Below are 20,180 nucleotides of genomic sequence, written 5' to 3' on the forward strand. Positions count from 1 at the left end.
CTCGGAAGCCTCACCATGAAAGTACTGCTCGGCACCACCCTGCTGCTGGCCTCGTTAAGCGCCTTTGCCCACGACCCGGTATACAACCAGGAAAAGATCAACGTCTTGCAGGAACACGCCCTGACCAACGTCCCCGGCAAGAAAACCGTGATGCTCACCGTGGACTACGCCCCGGGCCAGGCGACCGTGCCCCACAGCCACACCGGCACTGCCGTGGCCTACGTGCTGGAGGGTGAAATCACCTCGCGGGTCAACGATGAGAAGGCGATCACCTACAAGGTCGGCCAATCGTTCTACGAACCGGCTGGCTCGCGGCACTTTGAATCGAGCAATGCCAGCCAGACCCAACCGGCGAAATTGCTGGTGGTGATGGTGATGGACGACAAGGCCGACGTACTCACACCGCTGCCACACTAAGGCCGTTTGAATTGCCGGCGCCGATCTTCGATCTGCTGCCGGCAGATACAGCCTTCAAGGTGGTCGTTGACCATGCCCATCGCCTGCATGAACGCATACATCGTGGTCGGCCCCACGTAGCTCCAGCCGCGCTTTTTCAGGGCCTGGAACAAGCGCGTTGAAGCGGCTGAAGTCGGGTTGGCCGTCCAGTACGCCAGGTCGACCTGCGCCGGGCGCTCGTCGGCGGGCGGCTCAAATGACCACAACCACGCCGCCAGCGAACCGGTCTCATCCACCAGCTCACAAGCGCGCCGGGCGTTGTTGATGGTGGACACGATCTTGGCGCGATTGCGCACGATACCCGGGTCGGCCATCAGCCGCTCGATATCCTGCTCGGTGTACTGCGCCACCCGGCGAAAATCAAAGCCCTCGAACGCCCGTCGAAACGCCTCGCGCTTGCGCAGGATGGTGATCCACGCCATGCCCGCCTGAAAACCCTCCAGGCAAATCTTCTCGTAAAGCGCAATGTCATCAGCCACCGGCACGCCCCATTCGTGGTCGTGGTAATCCGGGTATTCCACTGCGGCCATGCGCCATGTACAGCGCGTCAGGCCATTCTCATCCGTCGTCAGTCCCGGAATATCCATAGCTCACCTGTTTGGCCAAGCTGCGGATGATAAGCGAAAAAAAATTCCCGCCGCCAACCGCTCAAGCACAGACCTTACATACCCACTGGTCAGACCGGGACCGGCCATCCACGTAATATTTACTTGCGACTTGAAAAAATCCGAGCGTAGACTGGCCCCGCACTGGACATACCGGTCAGACCACAACAATTAAGCCCTGGACCCACCAGGGCACCGAATAGAGATCCTCCCCATGCTCAGATGGTGCTCGCGTTCGATTTTCCTGCAAGTCGTGATTGGCCTGATCATCGGCATAATCTGCGGCCTCGCCCTTCCCGAATTTTCCTCGCAACTCAAACCCCTGGGTGACGGCTTTATCAAGCTGATCAAAATGCTGATTGGCCTGATCGTATTCTGCGTGGTGGTCAGCGGTATTTCCGGCGCCGGCGACTTGAAGAAAGTCGGACGCATCGGCCTCAAGTCGGTGATCTACTTCGAAGCATTGACCACCGTGGCCCTGGTGATCGGCCTGATCATGGCGTTCAGCACCGGGATCGGCACTGGCGCCAATATCCACCTGGAACAACTGTCGTCCGCCGGCCTGAATGAACTGGCCGACAAAGGCCAGCACATCAAGGGCACCAGCCAATTCCTGATGGACCTGATCCCCAACTCGGTGATCGGCGCCTTCGCTGACAACAACGTGCTGCAAGTGCTGTTGTTCTCGGTGCTGTTCGGCAGCGCGCTGAACCTGGTGGGCGAAGCTGCCTCCGGCATCTCGCGGTTGATCAACGAACTGAGCCACGTGATCTTCCGCATCATGGGCATGATCGTGCGCCTGGCGCCCATCGGCGTGTTCGGCGCCATCGCCTTCACCACCAGTACTTATGGCCTGGATTCCCTGCAACACCTGGGCAGCCTGGTGGGCCTGTTCTACCTCACCTGCTTCCTGTTCGTCGCGGTGATTCTCGGCCTGGTGATGCGCCTGTCGGGCCTGCGGATGCTGCCGCTGCTCAAGTACCTGCGGGAAGAGCTGTTGATAGTGATGGGCACCGCCTCCTCCGACGCAGTGCTGCCCCAAATCATGCGTAAACTGGAGCACCTCGGGATTGGCAGCTCCACCGTGGGCCTGGTGATTCCGACCGGGTACTCGTTCAACCTCGACGGTTTTTCGATCTACCTGACCCTCGCCATCGTGTTTATCGCCAACGCCACCGGCACACCGCTGTCGATGACCGACCTGCTGACCATCCTGCTGGTGTCGCTGATCACCTCCAAGGGCGCCCACGGGATACCGGGCTCGGCACTGGTGATTCTGGCGGCCACACTCACGGCCATTCCAGCGATTCCGGTGGTGGGCCTGGTGCTGGTGTTGGCGGTGGACTGGTTCATGGGCATTGGCCGGGCGCTGACCAACCTGATCGGCAACTGCGTCGCCACCGTGGCCATCGCCCGATGGGAAAAAGACATCGATATCCAGCGCGCCAACAAGGTGCTGGACGGGCAACAAGGGTATGCATTCCAGGCCAAGAAGCCGGTCTTGCCTGCCCACCAAGAGTTCTGATGAGACTGACTCATCCCCTGTGGCGAGGGAGCTTGCTCCCGCTGGACTGCGCAGCAGGCCCATTTTTTGGGGCCGCTTCGCGCCCCAGCGGGAGCAAGCTCTCTCGCCACACAAAGCAGACAGTCCAATTTAAAGGGAGCCACACGTGATCACCTCGTCAACCGTAGTCAATTCAGTGGTAGAAAAACTGCGCGCCGCCCTGGCGAGGGGTCAGTGGCGGCGCGGCGAGATGCTGCCCGGCCAGCGTGAACTGGCCGAGCAAATGGGCATCAGCCGCCCAAGCCTGCGCGAAGCGGTGATCGTGCTCGAAACCCTCGGCCTGGTGCGTTCCATGCCCGGCAAGGGCGTGGTGGTGCTGGAAACCACCCTCAGCGAATCCCAGGCCCAGGACAGCGGCGTGGCCGACGCCAGCCTCGAAGACATCCTGCAACTGCGCTACACCCTCGAGCCGTTTATCGTAGGTTTAGTGGCGCAATCCATCAGCAGCAAGGAAGTCGGGCAACTGCGCCTGACCCTGATGGACATGCGCGAAGCCCTCGACGCCGGCGACAGCGAAGCCGGGATGAACGCCTACATCGCGTTCCACGAAGAACTGTTCGCCCTGACCTCCAACCCGATCTTCCAGAACGTGGTGCAACAGACCAGCAATGCCCTCAAGCAAAGCGCCCAGGTGCTGCGCAACTCCCCCGAACACCTCGCGGAACGCTTGCAGGAAAACGACGCCGTGGTGCGGGCGATCCGCAACAAAAACAGCGCCCTGGCCAGCGCCGAAATGCGCCGGCATATCCTGCAGGAAGGCTTGCGCATGGGCATTCGCTTGAACATCCCGGATGACCATCTGGGTAGCTGACTTCCAGGAGACCGCGCATGACCGCTCACGCCCTGCACACCCCTTTCCCCTTTACGCCGTTGCGCCTGGTGGGCAAGCCGAAACTCTCGGTGGACGACATCTACCCGGCACTGTTTGACGCCATTCTCGAGCAACGCATCGCCCCCGCCAGCCGTTTTACCGAGGAGAGCCTCGGGCAGAGTTTTGGCGTCAGCCGCAGCGTGATTCGCCGAGTGCTGGCGCGGCTGTCGCACCAGCAAGTGATCATCCTGCGGCCCAACCACCGGGCCCAGGTGGCGGCACCCGATGCCCAACAAACCCGGCAGATTCTCGAGGCCCGGCGCCTGACGGAAATCACCGTGGTGCAGTTGGCGTGTGCCAATGCGGAGCCAGCGCAGGTACGACAGTTGCGTGAGTTGATTGCGCGGGAGCGGGAATGCATCGAGCGCGACCAACGCGGGCCAGCGATTCGGCTTTCCGGGGAGTTTCACCTGCAACTGGCGGCGATAGCGGGTAACGCGCCGTTGGCGCAGTTTCTCAACAGCCTGGTGCCGTTGACCTCGTTGGCGATTGCGCAATTTGAGGCCAAGGCCTGCACGTATTGCGCGTGGCAGGAGCACAGGGCGATTGTGGATGCGGTGGAGCAAGGCGATGCCGGTACAGCCGTCACCTTGATGACCCACCATCTGGATCATCTGGAAGCCAAGCTGCTACGTAGCAATTGATCATACTGCTTTACCTGTGGCGAGGGAGCTTGCTCCCGCTGGGGCGCGCAGCGTCCCCAAAAACGGGACTGCTGCGCAGCCCAACGGGAGCAAGCTCCCTCGCCACAAGTTGAGAAAACACCCGATAATCAAACACAAAAAAGCCCGGCATCTTTCGATACCGGGCTTTTTGTTTTAACGCTCAGTCAGACCCGTTACAGCACCGACTGACCGCTCATCGCCAGGTCCAGCAACTCACGGTTGGCCACCGCGTACATGGCGTAGTCCGTACCGACCGCAGCACGAATCTCCACCATCATCGCGCGCCAGCGCTCCACCATGCTCGCGTTCTGCTCAAGCCACAGGGCCACGCGGGCTTCCATGTCTTCCGGCGCTTCGGCCATTTGCAGAACCTTGATGGTGATCGCCCGTTGCTGCCAGTCCACGTCGTCGCGGAAGGCTTCGCGGGCCTGGGCCTGCCAGTTGTTGCCCACCGGCAGATCGCTGATCTGCTGCAGGTACCACGGCAAGTCCAGTGCGCTACCCACGGCGAAGTACGCCTTGGCCACGTCCGCTGCGCTCTGACCGGTCACGTCAGCGGCTTCGATGATCGGCAGCAAGGTGTACAGGTGGGTAGTGCCTGCAACCATGCGCGCCAACAGTTCAGGCACACCGGCTTCGACATAGGCTTGGTAACGGTTCTGCCAGCCTTCGCGGGTCGGACCTTCCAGCAGTTCGTCGAGTTTGAGGCCCAACGCCGCCAGGTGCGGACCGAAGTGCGCGACGTCACGGGCAGCATCCTGCTCGTTGCGACGGCTGCGCAGGAACCAGCGTGTGGCACGGCGGCCCAGGCGCATCAGTTCGTCCATCAGCGCCAGTTGCACTTCAGCCGAAACCTGGTGGTCCAGGGCTTCGATCTGACGGAACCAGTGCGGGAGGTGGAAGATGTCACGCACGATCACGTAAGCACCGGCCACGTTCGCCGGGCTCATGCCGGTGGACTCTTTCAACCGCTGAACAAAGGTGATGCCCATGTGGTTGACCAGGTCGTTGGCGATCTGGGTGCTGACGATCTCGCGCTTCAGACGATGGCGACGCATGGCTTCGGAGAACTTCGCCACCAGACTCGGCGGGAACGCGGTCTCCATGTCGCGGGTCAGGTAGTCGTCATCCGGCACCAGGGACTTGAGCAACGCTTCCTTGAGGTCGATCTTGCTGTAGGAGATCAGTACCGACAGCTCCGGACGGGTCAGACCCTTACCGGTGGCCGCACGCTCGGTGAGCTGGTCTTCGGAAGGCAGGTACTCGATGGCGCGGTCCAGCTTGCCACGGCTTTCCAGGTCGCTCATCAGGCGCTTGTACTCGGCAGCTCGCTCGAAGGCTTTGCGGGCGGCCAGGGACAGGGCCTGGGTCTGCTTATAGTTGTTGCCCAACACCAGGCTGCCGACTTCGTCGGTCATGCTCGCCAGCAACTGGTTGCGCTGCTTGTCGGTCATGTCACCAGCCTGCACCACTTCGTTGAGCAGGATCTTGATGTTCACTTCGTGGTCGGAGCAATCCACACCACCGGCGTTGTCGATGAAGTCGGTGTTGGAGCCGCCGCCATTGAGGCCGAATTCCACACGACCCAATTGGGTCATGCCGAGGTTACCGCCCTCGCCCACCACCTTGCAGCGCAACTCGTTGCCGTTGACGCGCAGGGCGTCGTTGGCCTTGTCGCCCACATCGGCATGGCTTTCGGTGCTGGCCTTGACGTAAGTACCGATACCGCCGTTCCACAACAGGTCCACCGGCGCCTTGAGCAAGGCGTTCAGCAGTTCGGTCGGGGTCAGCTTGTCAGCCTGGATGTCGAAGCGTTCTTTCATCTGCGCCGAGATGGCAATGCTCTTCGCGCTGCGCGAGAAGATACCGCCACCTTCCGACATGATGCTGGTGTCGTAGTCGGTCCAGGACGAGCGCGGCAAGTCGAACAGGCGCTGACGTTCAGCGAAGCTGTTGGCCGGGGTCGGGTTTGGATCGATGAAGATGTGCAGGTGGTTGAAAGCCGCGACCAGTTGCAGCTTGTCGGACATCAACAGGCCGTTGCCGAACACGTCGCCGGCCATGTCGCCCACGCCCACCACGGTGATGCTGTCTTGCTGGACGTTGATGCCGCGCTCACGGAAGTGACGCTGCACACCCACCCACGCACCCTTGGCGGTGATGCCCATTTTCTTGTGGTCGTAACCGGCAGAACCGCCGGAAGCGAACGCGTCACCCAGCCAGAAGCCATAGTCGATGGCGATGCCGTTGGCGATGTCGGAGAAGGTCGCAGTGCCCTTGTCCGCTGCCACCACCAGGTACGGGTCATCGTTGTCGTGGCGCACCACGTTCAACGGAGGCACCAGGGCGCCGTCTTTCAGGTTGTCGGTAATGTCCAACAGGCCGGAAATGAAGATGCGGTAGCAGGCGATGCCCTCGGCCGCGATCTCGTCCCGACCGCCGCCCAGTGGCAGGCGACGCGGCAGGAAACCGCCCTTGGCGCCAACCGGCACGATCACCGAGTTCTTCACTTGCTGGGCTTTTACCAGGCCCAGCACTTCGGTGCGGAAGTCTTCTTCACGGTCAGACCAGCGCAGGCCGCCGCGTGCAACGTTACCAAAGCGCAGGTGCACGCCTTCAACCCGTGGCGAGTAGACGAAGATTTCAAACTTCGGCACCGGCTTGGGCAATTCTGGAATGGCGTGCGGGTTGAACTTGAAGCTGAAGTACGACTTGTTCTGACCGTTGGCATCCGCCTGGTAGAAGTTGGTCCGCAAGGTAGCCTTGATCAGGTCCAGGTAGCGACGCAGGATGCGGTCTTCGTTGAGCACCTGAACGTCGTCCAGGGCCGTGAGGATCGCTTGCTCCAGACGTTGCTGCTTGTCTTCCAGGTCTTCGGCGGTGAGCTTGCGCGCCAGGTAGAAGCGGGTCTTGAACAACCGGGTCAACTCGCGGGCGATGTCGGTGTGGTTGTTCAGGGTGCTGGCGATGTAACCCAGGTCGAAGCCCAGGCGAATCTGCTTCAGGTAACGCGCATAGGCACGCAGCAACGCTACATCGCGCCATGGCAGGCCGGCGGTCAGTACCAGGCGGTTGAACGCATCGTTCTCGGCATCGCCGTTGACGATGTGCACGAACGCGTCCTGCAGGGTGTCGTTGAGCTGCTGGATGTCGAGGTTCAGGCCTTCAGCGGCGGTGAACGCGAAATCGTGAATCCAGAACTCGCGGCCATTGGCATGACGCAAGCGGTACGGGAATTCACCCAGTACACGCAGGCCGAGGTTTTCCAGGATCGGCAGCACGTCGGACAGTGCCAGCGGGGTGTCGGCGTGATACAGCTTGCAGTGCAGCTCGCGCTGACCGGAAACCTGGCCCAATGGCTGGTAGAAACTCATCACCAGCGGGTTGGCTTCGGTGAGGCTGAGCAAGTGCTGCATGTCGACCACGGCCGAATGCGCCGCAAAACGCTCACGATACCCGGCAGGGAAGCCTTTCGGGAAGTCCGCCAGCACGTTGGTGCCGTGGGCTTCGCCGAAGCTTTCCACCACCAGGCTGGAGTAGTCGTCCTGCCAGCTGCGGCAGGCCTGCACCACTTCTTTTTCCAGTTGCAGCGGGTCGATGTCCAGGCGGTTCTTCGGGTCTACCCGCAGGATCAGCTGGACGCGAGCCAGTACCGACTCGGAGAAGAAAGTCCAGAACTCGCAGTCCGAGGCTTTCAGGCGATCCATCAGGACTTGCTGGATCTTCTGGCGCACTTCGGTGGAATAGATGTCGCGCGGCACATAGGCCAGGCAGTAGCAGAAGCGACCGTACGGGTCTTTGCGCAGGAACACGCGGATCTTGTTGCGTTCCTGGATCTGCACGATCGACATCACGGTGCTGAACAGCTCGTCCACCGGGGTCTGGAACAGGTCATCACGGGGCAGCACTTCGACCACCTGGGCCAGTTCCTTGCCCAAGTGCGCCTTGGCCTGGAAGCCCGAACGACGTTCGATTTCCGCAACCTTGCGACGGATGTAAGGAATCACTCGCACGCTTTCGCCGTACACCGAGGAGGTGTAGAGGCCCATGAAGCGGCATTCCTTGACGACCTTGCCGGTGGCATCGATCTGGCGGATCGACACGTAGTCCGGGTAGGCCGGGCGGTGTACGCGGCTTGGGTGAGCAGCCTTGGCGAACGACAGCACAGCCGGCTCACGCAGGTAGTTCACTGCGTAGTCCTCGATGCGCAGGTCATCGGCCGTCAGGCCCGGGCGCAGCAGCTTGGTCAGACCGAGGAACGAGTGAGTGTCATATTCGATATGACCGCCATCCGCCTCGTCACGTACCACAAACTCTTCATAGCCGAGAAAGGTGAAGTGGTTGCCCACCAGCCATTCCAGGAAGCTCTTGATCTCGGCTTTTTCTTCGCCGTCGATCACGTACGAGCTGGCATCGATACCGGCCAGCAGTTCCTGGACCTTGGCCTTCATCGGTTCGAAATCGGCGACAGCAACGCGCACTTCGCCCAGCACCTGCTCAAGTTCCTTGCTCAGGACACTCAGCTCGGCGGCGTTGGCGCAACGGTCGATTTCCAGGTACATCAGCGATTCTTGCTGAACGTCTTCGCCCTGGGTGCCTTTCGGCAGGATTTCCAGCAACTCGCCCTTCTTGCCACGACGCACGCTGAGCACGGTGGTTTGCAGGGTATGGATGCTGTAGCCACGGCGGTTCAGCTCGGTGCGTACCGAGTCCACCAGGAATGGCAAGTCGTGGTGCAGCACTTCGACCGCGGTGTGGGTCGATTGCCAGCCATGACGTTCGTAATCGGGGTTGTAGACCCGCACTTGCGGTTGGTTGTGATCAAAGCGCTCAAGCAGGCGCCAGGCAGACAGGGTGCAACCGGCCAGGTCGGACAAGCGACGCTGGGTCAGTTCATCCAGGGAAATAATGCCGAAAAATTGTTCAGCGAACAGCGCCACTTGTGGCAGTGCCTGTTCACTGATGTGCTGCGCCAGTGCCGCTTGCAGTTGGTGCTGGAAGTCGGCTTTGCTGGCTGCGGTGAAGAACGCCATCTGTGGTACTCCGCTTGGGCTTGTTATTGATGGAAGCGTCGCGTGTTATCCCCTTGCGGGGAGACCGTCAGCTCTGTTCGCGGTCTACAGTAACGAATTCAGAGTGACAGGTGGGTGAAGCTGGACAAGACAATGAGGTCACATTCAACTTCCATAAGATGCGCACCTTGCCAGGTGACGGTACGACGGGCAGGTCAGACTCCCGGCAGGGCACATCCGTTGCGCAGCTTAACGAGTGTAGGAAGCAGGCTGCTTGCGACGCTGCGACATATTCGGTCATCGGCACGCTGCTGGCGGGTTGCGACTTGGGCAACCGGGTGTTTTCGGAGAAATCCCGGGGCGCCGAGTATCGGAAATGACTGATTTAGCCCGCCAGGTCATGCCAAAAGGTCTGACACACGATGCAGCACAAAATTCGCCGTAATGGCACAATTGCCCTGCTTCGCCCTCCCCCAGACAGGATTAACCATGCCATTGCAACTCACCACCGCCCACCTGATCGTCAACCCGTGCGATGACGAAGAAGACAACATGGCCATGCTCTGCTGCCACGGCGACAAGGGCGAGATGTTCATGGTGACCCGTTATCCGGATGAGGACGAGGTGGAGATCACCTGGGATTACGAGCCGTCGACCCTTGACGGGCTGAAGATCACCCTGAGTGCCACGACGTTGCTGGTGGAAATTGGCGCAGCGGATGCCGATGCGTTGGGCGGCAGCGATCATCTGGAAATCACCCACGGCACCGCCGCGTCGGACCTGGCCGAAGTGGAGGCAACCCTGCAGAACATTCTCAAGGGCACCGGGACCTATATCCGGGCCTAGCTGCCAAACCCGCACAATATGGCGAGGGAGCTTGCTCCCGCTGGGCTGCAAAGCGGCCCCAAACCAGCCTACTGCGTTCTGCCTGGAAAAAACTCGACAGCCTTATTGGGGCTGCTGCGCAGCCCAGCGGGAGCAAGCTCCCTCGCCACAACGGCAGGTGCCCGTCGGCAAAATCTTCGGAAATTTCCCACATTTCCCAAAAATACCCCCCACGCCGTTAGTCGCCAGCCCCTGCGATGCATTAAAGTAACGCCCCCAGGCCTGGCATTTTTCGCAATGCCCAGTCTCACCCCTCCAGGAACCGTCATCGATGGAACATCGTGAAGCGCTGCTTGCGCTGCGAACCTTTCTTTCAACGCAGATTCTCGGCCAGGAAAAACTCATCGAGCGCTTGCTCATTGCCCTGCTCGCCGATGGCCATATGCTGGTTGAAGGCGCTCCCGGCCTGGCCAAGACCAAGGCTATCAAGGAGCTTGCCGAAGGGATCGAGGCACAGTTCCATCGCATCCAGTTCACCCCCGACCTGCTGCCCGCCGACATCACCGGCACCGAGATCTATCGTCCGGAAACCGGCAGCTTCGTGTTCCAACAAGGCCCGATCTTCCACAACCTGGTGCTGGCGGACGAAATCAACCGGGCCCCGGCCAAGGTGCAGTCGGCATTGCTCGAAGCCATGGCCGAGCGCCAGGTCAGCGTGGGGCGCAGCACTTACGAGTTGTCGCCGTTGTTCCTGGTGATGGCCACGCAAAACCCGATCGAGCAGGAAGGCACCTACCCGCTGCCTGAAGCCCAGCTCGACCGTTTCCTGATGCACGTGAAAATCGGCTTCCCGGACGCCGCTGTCGAGCGCCGCATCCTGCAGCAAGCCCGTGGCGAAGCGCTCAATGGTGAAACCAAGCCCGAGCGCCGGGTCAGCCAGCAGGCGATCTTTGCCGCGCGCAAGGAAATCCTTGGCCTGTACATGGCCGATGCGGTGGAGGAATACCTGGTGCAACTGGTCATGGCCACCCGCACCCCGGCCAAGTTCGACCCGGAAATGGCCGAGTGGATTGCCTATGGCGCCAGCCCGCGTGGCTCGATTGCCCTGGACCGCTGCGCCCGGGCCCACGCCTGGCTGGCCGGTCGCGACTTCGTCAGCCCGGAAGACATCCAGGCGGTGCTGTTCGACGTACTGCGTCACCGGATCATTCTGTCGTTCGAAGCTGAAGCGGCCGGTATCGACCAGGACCGTGTGGTGCAACGCATTCTCGACGTCGTTGCCGTCGCTTGACGCCCATGAACGCTGGCGATGGAACCCGTGTCACCTTGAGCGAATTGATCGAGATGCGCCATCGCGTGCGGGAAGTGCAGCTGTTTTCCACGCCGAGCCAGCGCAGCCCGCTGATCGGCCTGCACCACTCGAAACTGCGCGGGCGCGGGGTCGACTTCGATCAGGTGCGGGTGTATCAGGCTGGCGACGACGTACGCACCATCGACTGGCGCGTCACCGCACGTACCCAGGAGCCCCATACCAAATTGTTCCATGAAGAGCGCGAACGGCCGATCTTCATCATGGTGGAACAAAGCTGCCGGCTGTTTTTCGGCTCGGGGCAGATGTTCAAGTCGGTGCTGGCGGCCCAGGCGGCGAGCCTGATCGGCTGGGCGGCACTGGGCCATAACGACCGGGTCGGCGGGCTGGTATTCGGCGACAGCGAGCACTACGAAATCAAACCCCGGCGCAGCAAGCAAAGCCTGCTGCAACTGCTCAACCGTCTGGTGCGGGTCAACCAGAGCCTCAACACCGAACGCCGCCCGGAGGCCGACGCCCTCGGCATGGCCTTGCGCCGGGCCCGGGAAGTTTTGCGCCCGGGCAGCCTGGTGATTGTGATCTGCGACGAGCGCGCCCTGACCGAAGGCGCCGAGCAACAGCTGAGCCTGTTGTCGCGGCATTGCGACCTGCTGCTGTTGCCGGTGTCCGACCCTCTGGACCACGCCCTGCCCGCCGCCGGGCTGCTGCGTTTCGCCGAGCGCGGCGCACAACTGGAGCTGGACACCCTGAATTTTGACCTGCGCCAGGCCTACAAGGCCCAGGCCGAAGCCCGCAGCGCACGTTGGGAATTGCTCGCGCAAAAGCTGCGGGTGCTGTTGATGCCCTTGAGTACCCAGGGTGAAATGGTCGAGCAACTGCGCGAATACCTGAACCCGCAACGCCCGGTTAAAAAGCAATGAGCAGCCTCGACCAACTGCAACCCCTGATCGCCCCGCCGGTGATCGGCTTCTGGCCGCCGGCGCCGGGCTGGTGGCTGTTGCTGCTGATCCTCCCGCTGGCGGGCTGGGGCTTGTGGTCGCTGCGGCGTTTCCTGCCGGCCAAGCGCCCGTTGGCCCGCGCCGAACAGCCCCTGGACCCGTTGCGCATCGCCGCCCTCGCCGAGCTGGCCCTGATGCCCAAACCCTACGACGGCGCGCCGGCCGGTGCCTGGCTGCAACAACTCAACGGCCTGCTCAAACGTCTGTGCCGCAATGACTATCCCTACAGCCAGAGCCACACCCTAAACGGCCGAAAGTGGCTGGCATTCCTCGACAACCGTTGCCCCGCTGCCGGCCTGACTCGCTGGATGGTGCTGGTGGAAGGTGCCTACAAGCCCGAATGCAAACTCGACGACAAGGCCATCGCCGGCCTGACCCAAGCCGTCGACACCTGGATTCGCAAACATGTTTGAGTTCGCCTGGCCGTGGATCTTTGCCCTGTTGCCACTGCCGTGGTTGCTGCGCCTCATCCTGCCGGTGGCCGACAGTGGCGAGCCGGCGCTGAAAGTCAGCTTCCTCAGCGACCTCGAAGGCCTGGCCCGCCGCCGTGCGCGGGTCAACCTGCCGGGCTGGCGCCAGCAAGCGCCGTTCGTGTTCCTGTGGCTGCTGCTGTTGACCGCCGCCGCCCGCCCGGAATGGCTCGGCGAACCCTTGCCGATTGCAGCCAGCGGCCGCGACTTGCTGGTGGCCGTGGACGTTTCCGGCTCAATGGACTTCCCCGACATGCAATGGCAGGACGAGGACGTCAGCCGCCTGAGCCTGGTCAAGCACCTGCTGGGGGATTTCCTGGAAGGCCGCGAAGGTGACCGCGTGGGATTGATCCTGTTCGGCAGCCAGGCTTATCTGCAAGCGCCGCTGACCTTTGACCGACGCACCGTGCGCACTTGGCTCGATGAAGCACGAATCGGCATCGCCGGTAAAAACACCGCAATAGGCGACGCCATCGGCCTGGCCCTCAAGCGCCTGCGCCAGCGTCCGGCCCAAAGCCGAGTGCTGATCCTGGTCACCGACGGCGCCAACAATGCCGGCGAAATCGACCCGCTGACCGCCGCCCGCCTGGCTGCTGAAGAAGGCGTGAAAATCTACCCGATCGGCATCGGCGCAGACCCCGAGGAAACCGGCTCCCTGGGCGTCCTCGGCGTCAACCCGAGCCTGGATCTTGACGAGCCGGCCCTCAAGGCCATCGCCGAGGCCACCGGCGGCCGCTACTTCCGCGCCCGCGACGGCAATGAACTGTTGAAGGTCAAGGAAACCCTCGACCAGCTTGAACCCGTGGCCCAGCAACCGACTCAGGCGCGCCCTGCGCAAGCGCTGTACAGCGCGCCGCTGGCGTTGGCGCTGATCCTCAGCATGCTGCTGGTAATCCAGGAGCGCTGGCCGGATAACGCCCTGCAACGGCTGTTCAACAAACTCTCGAGCAAGGGCCGTTTCCTGCAACCCAATCCTGAATGGCGCGAACGCCTCAAACGCCTGCGTTTGCGGAGGCGTCGATGATCGCCTTGTGGCCGCACTGGTTCCGCCCCTGGTGGCTGTTGCTGTTGCCGCTGCTCGGCTGGTTGCTGTGGCAGTTGTGGCACCGGCAGAAACGTGCCGGGCGCTGGCAGATGATTCTGCCGCCGGCGTTCCATGCCGCGTTGCTCAGCGGCGGCAGTGGCCGCGAAAGCAAATCACCGTGGGTCGTGCTCGGCATCGCCTGGCTGCTGGCCGTGCTGGCGTTGCTCGGCCCGAGCTGGGAGCGCGTCGAGCAGCCCAGCCAGAAACCCTCCGACCCGCTGGTGGTGTTGCTGGAACTGACCCCGGAAATGCTCGCCACCGACAGCCCGCCCAGCCGCCTCGAACAGGCGCGGCGCAAGCTGTTCGACTTGCTCCAGGCCCGCAGCGATGCGCAGACTGCCATCGTGGTCTACGCCGGCAGCGCCCACACCCTGGTGCCGCTTTCGGACGACCTGGCCACCAGCCATAACCTGCTGGAAGCCCTGCGCCCCTCGATCATGCCCGAGCCCGGCCACCGCGCCGATCTGGCGGTGGAAAAAGCCCTGAGCCTGCTCAAGCATGGCGGTCTCGGCCAGGGCCGGCTGCTGCTGATCGGCTCGTCGTTGTCCAAGCAGGAGCGCCAGGGCATCCGCCTGCAATTGCAAAGCAACCAGGCGCCAAGCTTGTCGATCCTCGGCATCGGCAGCCGTGAAGGCACGCCGGTGACCCAGGAAAGCGGCGAATTCCTCAAGGACGCCCAGGGCGCAATCCTCGTACCGCGTCTCGACAGCCCGACCCTCAAGGCCTTCGCCAGCGAAATGGGCGGTCGCTACCGCCAGGCCCGTCTGGACGACAAGGACCTGCGCTACCTCGGCCTGCTGGACGGCCCGCAAAGCCTGCGCAATGACGGCCAACTGCTGCACCTCGACACCTGGGCCGACCAGGGTTACTGGCTACTCTTGCCGCTGTTGCTGCTGGCCGCCTGCGCCGGGCGCCGTGGCTGGCTGTTCTTCCTGCCGCTGCTGCTGTTGGGCGCGCCGCAGCCCAGCTATGCCTTCGACTTCCAGGACCTGTGGTTGCGCCCCGACCAACAGGGCCAACTGCTGCTGAAGAAAAAACGCCCGGCCGAGGCTGCCGAGCATTTCGAAGACCCGCAATGGCAAGGCGTCGCGCTGTATGAAGCGGGCAACTATGCCGAAGCTGCCAAGCGGTTTGCCGAGGGCAGCGACGCCTATTCCCACTACAATCGAGGCAATGCCCTGGCCAAAAGCGGCGAGCTGGAGGCGGCGATCGACGCCTACGAACAAGCCCTCGAAGCCCAGCCCGACTTGCAGCCGGCGCTGAAGAACAAAGCGCTGGTGGAAAGCCTGATGCAGCAGGAACCGGAAAAAACCGAGCCGGCCAAACCGGCAAAAAACGAGGATGACGAAACCACGCAACCCGGCCAGACTGCGCAACCTGGCGCCAGCAGCCAGACCGCCACCGGTGGCGAGCAGACGTCTCAAGGCCAGGGCCAGCCCGGCGCGACCGACACGCAAACCGGGGCCACGCCCCACGCCGGCAGCAACGAGGTACCCGGCAGCGAGTTGGGTGATGAGCAAACCACCACCCCGCCGCTGCGCCCCGCAAACGGCACCCTTGAAGGCGAACAGCGCCAGGCCCTGGAACAATGGCTGCGGCAGATCCCGGACAACCCCGGCGAGCTGCTGCGACGTAAATTCTGGTATGAACAGCAACAACATCAGGACAAGACTCGATGAACCGCTGCACCACCCTTCTTCTCACCCTCGCGTTGTGGGCCAGTCAGGCCCAGGCAGCCGGCCTGGTGGCCAGTGTCGACCGCAGCCGCATCAATTCCGGGGAGACGGTGGAACTGACGGTGGAGTCCAACGATGTCACGCTGTTCGGCAAACCGGACCTGGCGCCACTCGACCCGCTGTTTGAAGTCAGCGGCACCCGTCAGATCAACCAGCTCACCACCTTGGCCGGCGACAACCACGCCACCACCCGCTGGATCATCACCCTGCTGCCCAGGCAGAACGGCACCGTGGTGATTCCACCGTTGCAGATCGGCGAACTCAAGACCCAGCCGATCACCCTGCAAGTGGTGGAAACCGTCAGCCAGAACCCCGAGGCCCAACTGGCCCCGGTGTTCATCGAAACCAACCTCGATCAGGACAGCGTCTACGTCCAGGCCCAGGCGCTGTTGACCGTGCGCGTCTACCACTCGGTGTCGCTGTACGACGACAGCAGCCTCACGCCGTTGCAGGTTGCCGATACACGCATCGAACAATTGGGCGAGTCGCGCACCTACGAAAAAGTCATCAACGGCATACGCCATGGCGTGATCGAAACCCGCTATGCCATCTACCCGCAGCACAGCGGCACGCTGACCATTCCGACGCAGACGTTCAGCGCCACCCTGGTAGAGCCCCGGCCCGCCCAGGACAACAACCCCCAAGGCTCCAAGCCCGGCAAACTGATCCACGTCAGCTCGCCGGAGTTGTCGCTGACCGTCAAGGCCAAGCCGGCAATGTACCCGGCCGACACTCCCTGGCTGCCGGCACGCAGCCTGACGCTGACGGAAAGCTGGAACCCCGAGCCCGATCACGTACAGGTCGGCGACTCCCTGACCCGCAGCCTCACCTTGAAAGCCGAAGGCCTGGCCGGCGCGCAACTGCCGCCGCTGGCGCTGAGCGACATCCCCGGCCTGCGCCGCTACCCGGACCAACCGGTGCTGAGCAACCAGAACAACGACCGTGGCCTGATCGGCAGCCGTGAAGACCGCGAAGCCCTGGTGCCCAACCGTGTCGGCGCACTGGAACTGCCGGCGGTGGAAGTGGTGTGGTGGAACACCCACGAAGACCACCTGGAACGCACCAGCCTGCCGGCGCGCACCCTGCAAGTGGCGACCAACCCGAGCCTGATCGTCGACACGCCGGCCAGCCCAACGGTGATCACCGCGCCGGACAATGACAGCCTGTGGGTCTGGCAACTGACCAGCCTGATCCTGGCCTGCACCACCCTGCTGGGCTTCGGTTTGTGGTGGCGTGCGCGCTGGCAGCCGGCAATCCTGCGTGCCGCGCAAACCGGCCCAAGCCCGCGCACCTTGCTGGACGACCTCAAGCGGGCGAGCCAGGCCAATGACCCGCAGGCCACGCGTCAGGCACTGGATGCCTGGGCACGGCAACAACCGGAAACCCTGGCGGATATGGCGGCGCGGTTTGTGCCGTTGTCGGATGCGCTGGACGGGTTGAACGGCGCGCTGTACAGCGAGAGTGGCCAGTATTGGCAGGGTGAGGAATTGTGGCGGGCGGTGAAGGCAATTCCGATGGCGGAGCGTGAGCAGGACCCTGCGGGGGACAGCACCAGCTTGCCGCCGCTGTATCCCAAGTAGACCTCTTTTCTGAGGCGCCACCAATCAAATGTGGGAGCGGGCTCGCTCGCGAAAGCGGTCTGTCAGTCGCATATCTGCTGACTGATCCACCGCCTTCGCGAGCAAGCCCGCTCCCACATTTTTGATCTCCTGCGTCTGGGTTACTTGCGCGCCGCCTCCCACGACTTGAGCAACTCGTTATAGCTAACCGTTTCACCCTGTGGCTTCTCATTCGCCAACTTAGGCTTCGGCGCACCCGGCTGGTCGAACCAGTATTGCGCGTCCCGTTCCTCGTTCATCTTAGGCCCGCAAATCGGCTGCACCTTGGAGCGTTCCAGGCGCGTCATGATCGCGTCCTGATCCTTGGCCAACCCGTCCAGTGCCTGCTGCGGCGTCTTCTCTCCGCTGGCCGCTTCCGAAATATGGCTCCACCACAATTGTGCCAACCGTGGATAGTCCGGCACGTTGGTGCCGGTCGGGGTCCACTCCACGCGGGCCGGGCTGCGGTAGAACTCCACCAACCCGCCGAGTTTCGGCGCCAGGTCGGTCATGGCCTGGGAGTTGATGTCAGACTCACGAATCGGTGTCAGGCCAACGATGGTTTTCTTCAGCGAAACGGTTTTCGAGGTCACGAACTGGGCGTAAAGCCAGGCCGCCAGTTTTTGCTTCTCGGGTGTCGACTTGAGGAAGGTCCAGGAGCCCACGTCCTGATACCCCTTCTTCATGCCCTTTTCCCAATAAGGCCCGACGGGTGATGGCGCCATGCGCCACTTCGGCGTGCCATCGGCGTTCACCACCGGCAGGCCCGGCTTGGTCATGTCGGCGGTAAACGCGGTGTACCAGAAAATCTGCTGGGCGATGTTGCCCTGGGATGGCACCGGACCGGATTCGGAGAAGGTCATGCCCGCCGCTTCCGGTGGCGCGTAGGCCTTCATCCAGTCCACGTATTTCTGCGTGGCAAAGACTGCCGCCGGGCCGTTGGTGTCGCCGCCACGGGTGACACTGGAGCCCACCGGGTGGCAGTCCTCCACGCGAATGCCCCACTCGTCTACGGGCAAGCCGTTGGGCAGGCCTTTATCGCCGCCACCGGCCATGGAGAACCAGGCATCGGTGAAACGCCAGCCGAGGGACGGGTCTTTTTTGCCGTAGTCCATGTGCCCGTAGACGCGCTTGCCGTCGATTTCCTTGACGTCCTCGCTGAAGAATTTGGCGATGTCTTCGTAGGCTGACCAGTTCACCGGCACGCCCAGTTCATAGCCATACTTTTCCTTGAACTTGGCTTTCAGGTCCGCCCGTTCAAACCAGTCGGCGCGGAACCAGTACAGGTTGGCGAACTGCTGGTCGGGCAATTGGTAGATCTTGCCGTCCGGCGCGGTGGTGAACGAGATACCGATGAAATCCTTGATGTCCAGGGTCGGCGAAGTGAAGTTCTTGCCTTCGTTGGCCATCAGGTCGGTGATGGATTCTGTCTTGCCATAGCGAAAGTGCGTACCGATCAAGTCGGAATCGTTGACCCAGCCGTCATAGATATTCTTGTCGGACTGCATCTGGGTTTGCAGTTTCTCCACCACGTCGCCTTCCTGCAGCAGGTCGTGGGTCAGCTTGATCCCGGTGATTTCGCTGAAAGCCTTGGCCAGCACCTTGGACTCGTATTCGTGGGTGGTGAGGGTTTCCGACACCACGTTGATCTTCATCCCGCGAAACGGCTCCGCAGCCTTGATAAACCACTTCAGCTCTTCGAGTTGCTGGGCTTCGGTGAGGGTCGACGGTTTGAATTCACTGCCGATCCATTTTTTCGCAGCGTCTTCATAAGCATCCGCCCAGGCCGCAGCACTGAGCCCGCTGAGCGCCAGCACGGCCGCCAATGAAATGCTATGTCGCAGCTTATTGTTTTTATCGAACATAGAGACCTCCTGGTTTTGGGGTTCAAAAGGGGCAGCTAGCCCCAACGCATCACAGACAACAGCCACACCAGAGACAGCGCGGACGCCACCCAGATGCTCCAGCCGGTTACGCCGATCACCAACAAATGCAGGTAGGCGCTGCCGAGAAGACCGATAAACAAGCGATCACCACGGGTGGTGCTGATCGGTAACAAACCGCGCCGGGGGATACTCGGCGAGCGCAATTCCCAGGTCGTCATGCCCACCAGCAGCAGGCCGATCGCGGCAAAGAACAGTGCGGTCGGGGTGGTCCAGGCCATCCATTCCATCATCGACTCCTCAGACCCGGCCCAGGGCAAAGCCCTTGGCCACGTGGTTGCGAACAAACCAGATCACCAGCATGCCCGGCAGGATGGTTAATACCCCCGCCGCCGCCAGCACGCCCCAGTCGATGCCGGAGGCCGACACCGTGCGCGTCATCACCGCCGCAATAGGCTTGGCGTTCACCGAGGTCAGCGTGCGCGCCAGCAAGAGTTCGACCCAGGAAAACATGAAGCAGAAAAATGCGGTGACGCCGATTCCCGAGCCAATCAGCGGGATGAAGATCTTTACGAAAAACTTGGGGAAGCTGTACCCATCGATGTAGGCCGTTTCGTCGATTTCCTTGGGAACGCCGGACATGAATCCTTCGAGAATCCACACCGCCAGCGGCACGTTGAACAGGCAATGAGCCAGAGCCACCGCGATATGCGTATCGAACAAGCCAATGGAGGAATACAGCTGGAAGAACGGCAGCAAAAACACCGCCGGCGGCGCCATGCGGTTGGTCAGCAGCCAGAAGAACAGGTGCTTGTCGCCCAGGAAGCGGTAGCGTGAAAACGCGTAGGCCGCCGGCAGCGCCACACTCAGGGAAATCACCGTGTTGAGGCTGACGTAGTACAGCGAGTTGAGGTAGCCGGTGTACCAGCTCGGGTCAGTGAAAATCACCTTGTAGTTGGCAAAGGTAAAGTCCTGGGGAAACAGGGTCAGGCCGCCGAGGATTTCGGTGTTGCTCTTGAAGGACATGTTCAGCAGCCAGTAGATAGGCACCAGCAGGAACAGGATGTAGACCAGCAGCGGGATCAGCTTGCGCTTGCTCATGTT

The 20,180-nt window shown here is 62.1% G+C and carries 16 protein-coding genes; 11 read left to right on the forward strand and 5 right to left on the reverse strand.

What is annotated here, in order from left to right:
* Positions 1-15 precede the first annotated feature (15 nt).
* Positions 16-417 carry a cupin domain-containing protein gene (locus AU074_RS11810; protein WP_076014881.1) on the forward strand — a complete coding sequence of 134 codons (402 nt, stop codon included), beginning with the start codon at positions 16-18 and terminating at the stop codon, positions 415-417.
* Here AU074_RS11810 and AU074_RS11815 read toward each other — a convergent pair.
* Positions 414-1,043, reverse strand: a complete 630-nt coding sequence (locus AU074_RS11815; protein ID WP_076014882.1) for a DNA-3-methyladenine glycosylase I — start codon at positions 1,041-1,043, stop codon at positions 414-416. The two genes, AU074_RS11810 and AU074_RS11815, sit on opposite strands and share 4 nt — an antisense overlap.
* Before the next feature lie 232 nt (positions 1,044-1,275).
* Here AU074_RS11815 and AU074_RS11820 point away from each other — a divergent pair, with 232 nt between their 5' ends.
* The 3 genes from AU074_RS11820 to AU074_RS11830 all read left to right on the forward strand — a co-directional run bounded on the left by AU074_RS11820 (position 1,276) and on the right by AU074_RS11830 (position 4,140).
* Positions 1,276-2,586, forward strand: a complete 1,311-nt coding sequence (locus tag AU074_RS11820) for a C4-dicarboxylate transporter DctA (RefSeq protein ID WP_076014883.1) — start codon at positions 1,276-1,278, stop codon at positions 2,584-2,586.
* A 145-nt stretch (positions 2,587-2,731) separates the two neighbouring features.
* Positions 2,732-3,436, forward strand: a complete 705-nt coding sequence (locus tag AU074_RS11825; RefSeq protein WP_003212959.1) for a FadR/GntR family transcriptional regulator — start codon at positions 2,732-2,734, stop codon at positions 3,434-3,436.
* A 17-nt stretch (positions 3,437-3,453) separates the two neighbouring features.
* On the forward strand, positions 3,454-4,140 hold the full coding sequence (locus tag AU074_RS11830; RefSeq protein WP_076014884.1) for a GntR family transcriptional regulator: 687 nt from the start codon (positions 3,454-3,456) through the stop codon (positions 4,138-4,140).
* 194 nt (positions 4,141-4,334) lie between these two features.
* Here the strand turns inward: AU074_RS11830 and AU074_RS11835 are convergent, their stop codons facing one another.
* Positions 4,335-9,194, reverse strand: a complete 4,860-nt coding sequence (locus AU074_RS11835) for an NAD-glutamate dehydrogenase (RefSeq protein ID WP_076014885.1) — start codon at positions 9,192-9,194, stop codon at positions 4,335-4,337.
* A 468-nt stretch (positions 9,195-9,662) separates the two neighbouring features.
* Between AU074_RS11835 and AU074_RS11845 the strand changes: the two genes are divergently transcribed.
* The 7 genes from AU074_RS11845 to AU074_RS11875 all read left to right on the forward strand — a co-directional run bounded on the left by AU074_RS11845 (position 9,663) and on the right by AU074_RS11875 (position 17,175).
* Positions 9,663-10,019 carry a hypothetical protein gene (locus tag AU074_RS11845; RefSeq protein WP_076014887.1) on the forward strand — a complete coding sequence of 119 codons (357 nt, stop codon included), beginning with the start codon at positions 9,663-9,665 and terminating at the stop codon, positions 10,017-10,019.
* Positions 10,020-10,329: 310 nt separating this feature from the next.
* Positions 10,330-11,289 carry a MoxR family ATPase gene (locus AU074_RS11850; protein ID WP_003218556.1) on the forward strand — a complete coding sequence of 320 codons (960 nt, stop codon included), beginning with the start codon at positions 10,330-10,332 and terminating at the stop codon, positions 11,287-11,289.
* A gap of 5 nt (positions 11,290-11,294) precedes the next feature.
* Positions 11,295-12,227: a DUF58 domain-containing protein gene (locus AU074_RS11855; RefSeq protein WP_003218540.1), complete on the forward strand. Its 933-nt coding sequence runs from the start codon at positions 11,295-11,297 to the stop codon at positions 12,225-12,227.
* Positions 12,224-12,718 (forward strand): DUF4381 domain-containing protein, encoded by a 495-nt coding sequence (locus tag AU074_RS11860; RefSeq protein WP_010173073.1) that lies wholly within the window; start codon positions 12,224-12,226, stop codon positions 12,716-12,718. Before AU074_RS11855 ends, AU074_RS11860 begins: the two co-directional genes overlap by 4 nt.
* Entirely contained in the window at positions 12,711-13,799 is a 1,089-nt protein-coding gene (locus AU074_RS11865; protein WP_063029404.1) for a VWA domain-containing protein, read from the forward strand. The genes AU074_RS11860 and AU074_RS11865 overlap by 8 nt, the downstream gene beginning before the upstream one ends.
* Complete coding sequence (locus AU074_RS11870) at positions 13,796-15,538, forward strand: tetratricopeptide repeat protein (RefSeq protein WP_076014888.1); 1,743 nt, start codon at positions 13,796-13,798, stop codon at positions 15,536-15,538. Before AU074_RS11865 ends, AU074_RS11870 begins: the two co-directional genes overlap by 4 nt.
* A complete protein-coding gene (locus AU074_RS11875) occupies positions 15,535-17,175 on the forward strand; it encodes a BatD family protein (protein WP_076014889.1) in 1,641 nt (546 codons plus the stop codon). Before AU074_RS11870 ends, AU074_RS11875 begins: the two co-directional genes overlap by 4 nt.
* 140 nt (positions 17,176-17,315) lie before the next feature.
* Here AU074_RS11875 and AU074_RS11880 read toward each other — a convergent pair whose 3' ends face one another.
* The 3 genes from AU074_RS11880 to AU074_RS11890 are packed head-to-tail and all read right to left on the reverse strand — an operon-like array spanning position 17,316 to position 20,177.
* Positions 17,316-19,058, reverse strand: a complete 1,743-nt coding sequence (locus tag AU074_RS11880; RefSeq protein ID WP_076014890.1) for an ABC transporter substrate-binding protein — start codon at positions 19,056-19,058, stop codon at positions 17,316-17,318.
* Between the two features lie 35 nt (positions 19,059-19,093).
* Complete coding sequence (locus AU074_RS11885) at positions 19,094-19,366, reverse strand: DUF2160 domain-containing protein (protein ID WP_010173082.1); 273 nt, start codon at positions 19,364-19,366, stop codon at positions 19,094-19,096.
* 10 nt (positions 19,367-19,376) lie between these two features.
* The gene (locus tag AU074_RS11890; protein WP_003218530.1) at positions 19,377-20,177 is read right to left on the reverse strand and encodes a carbohydrate ABC transporter permease; all 801 of its coding nucleotides are present in this window, start codon (positions 20,175-20,177) and stop codon (positions 19,377-19,379) included.
* Positions 20,178-20,180: the final 3 nt, after the last annotated feature.

It is taken from the genome of Pseudomonas sp. ATCC PTA-122608 (assembly GCF_001952855.1).
Taxonomy (GTDB): domain Bacteria; phylum Pseudomonadota; class Gammaproteobacteria; order Pseudomonadales; family Pseudomonadaceae; genus Aquipseudomonas.

Bases quoted from the DNA above. Each gene is read 5' to 3' on its own strand.
- AU074_RS11810 (WP_076014881.1), top strand. From the start codon at position 16: ATGAAAGTACTGCTCGGCACCACCCTGCTGCTGGCCTCGTTAAGCGCC.
- AU074_RS11815 (WP_076014882.1), bottom strand. From the start codon at position 1,043: ATGGATATTCCGGGACTGACGACGGATGAGAATGGCCTGACGCGCTGT.
- AU074_RS11820 (WP_076014883.1), top strand. From the start codon at position 1,276: ATGCTCAGATGGTGCTCGCGTTCGATTTTCCTGCAAGTCGTGATTGGC.
- AU074_RS11830 (WP_076014884.1), top strand. From the start codon at position 3,454: ATGACCGCTCACGCCCTGCACACCCCTTTCCCCTTTACGCCGTTGCGC.
- AU074_RS11835 (WP_076014885.1), bottom strand. From the start codon at position 9,194: ATGGCGTTCTTCACCGCAGCCAGCAAAGCCGACTTCCAGCACCAACTG.
- AU074_RS11845 (WP_076014887.1), top strand. From the start codon at position 9,663: ATGCCATTGCAACTCACCACCGCCCACCTGATCGTCAACCCGTGCGAT.
- AU074_RS11850 (WP_003218556.1), top strand. From the start codon at position 10,330: ATGGAACATCGTGAAGCGCTGCTTGCGCTGCGAACCTTTCTTTCAACG.
- AU074_RS11855 (WP_003218540.1), top strand. From the start codon at position 11,295: ATGAACGCTGGCGATGGAACCCGTGTCACCTTGAGCGAATTGATCGAG.
- AU074_RS11860 (WP_010173073.1), top strand. From the start codon at position 12,224: ATGAGCAGCCTCGACCAACTGCAACCCCTGATCGCCCCGCCGGTGATC.
- AU074_RS11865 (WP_063029404.1), top strand. From the start codon at position 12,711: ATGTTTGAGTTCGCCTGGCCGTGGATCTTTGCCCTGTTGCCACTGCCG.
- AU074_RS11870 (WP_076014888.1), top strand. From the start codon at position 13,796: ATGATCGCCTTGTGGCCGCACTGGTTCCGCCCCTGGTGGCTGTTGCTG.
- AU074_RS11875 (WP_076014889.1), top strand. From the start codon at position 15,535: ATGAACCGCTGCACCACCCTTCTTCTCACCCTCGCGTTGTGGGCCAGT.
- AU074_RS11880 (WP_076014890.1), bottom strand. From the start codon at position 19,058: ATGTTCGATAAAAACAATAAGCTGCGACATAGCATTTCATTGGCGGCC.
- AU074_RS11885 (WP_010173082.1), bottom strand. From the start codon at position 19,366: ATGGAATGGATGGCCTGGACCACCCCGACCGCACTGTTCTTTGCCGCG.
- AU074_RS11890 (WP_003218530.1), bottom strand. From the start codon at position 20,177: ATGAGCAAGCGCAAGCTGATCCCGCTGCTGGTCTACATCCTGTTCCTG.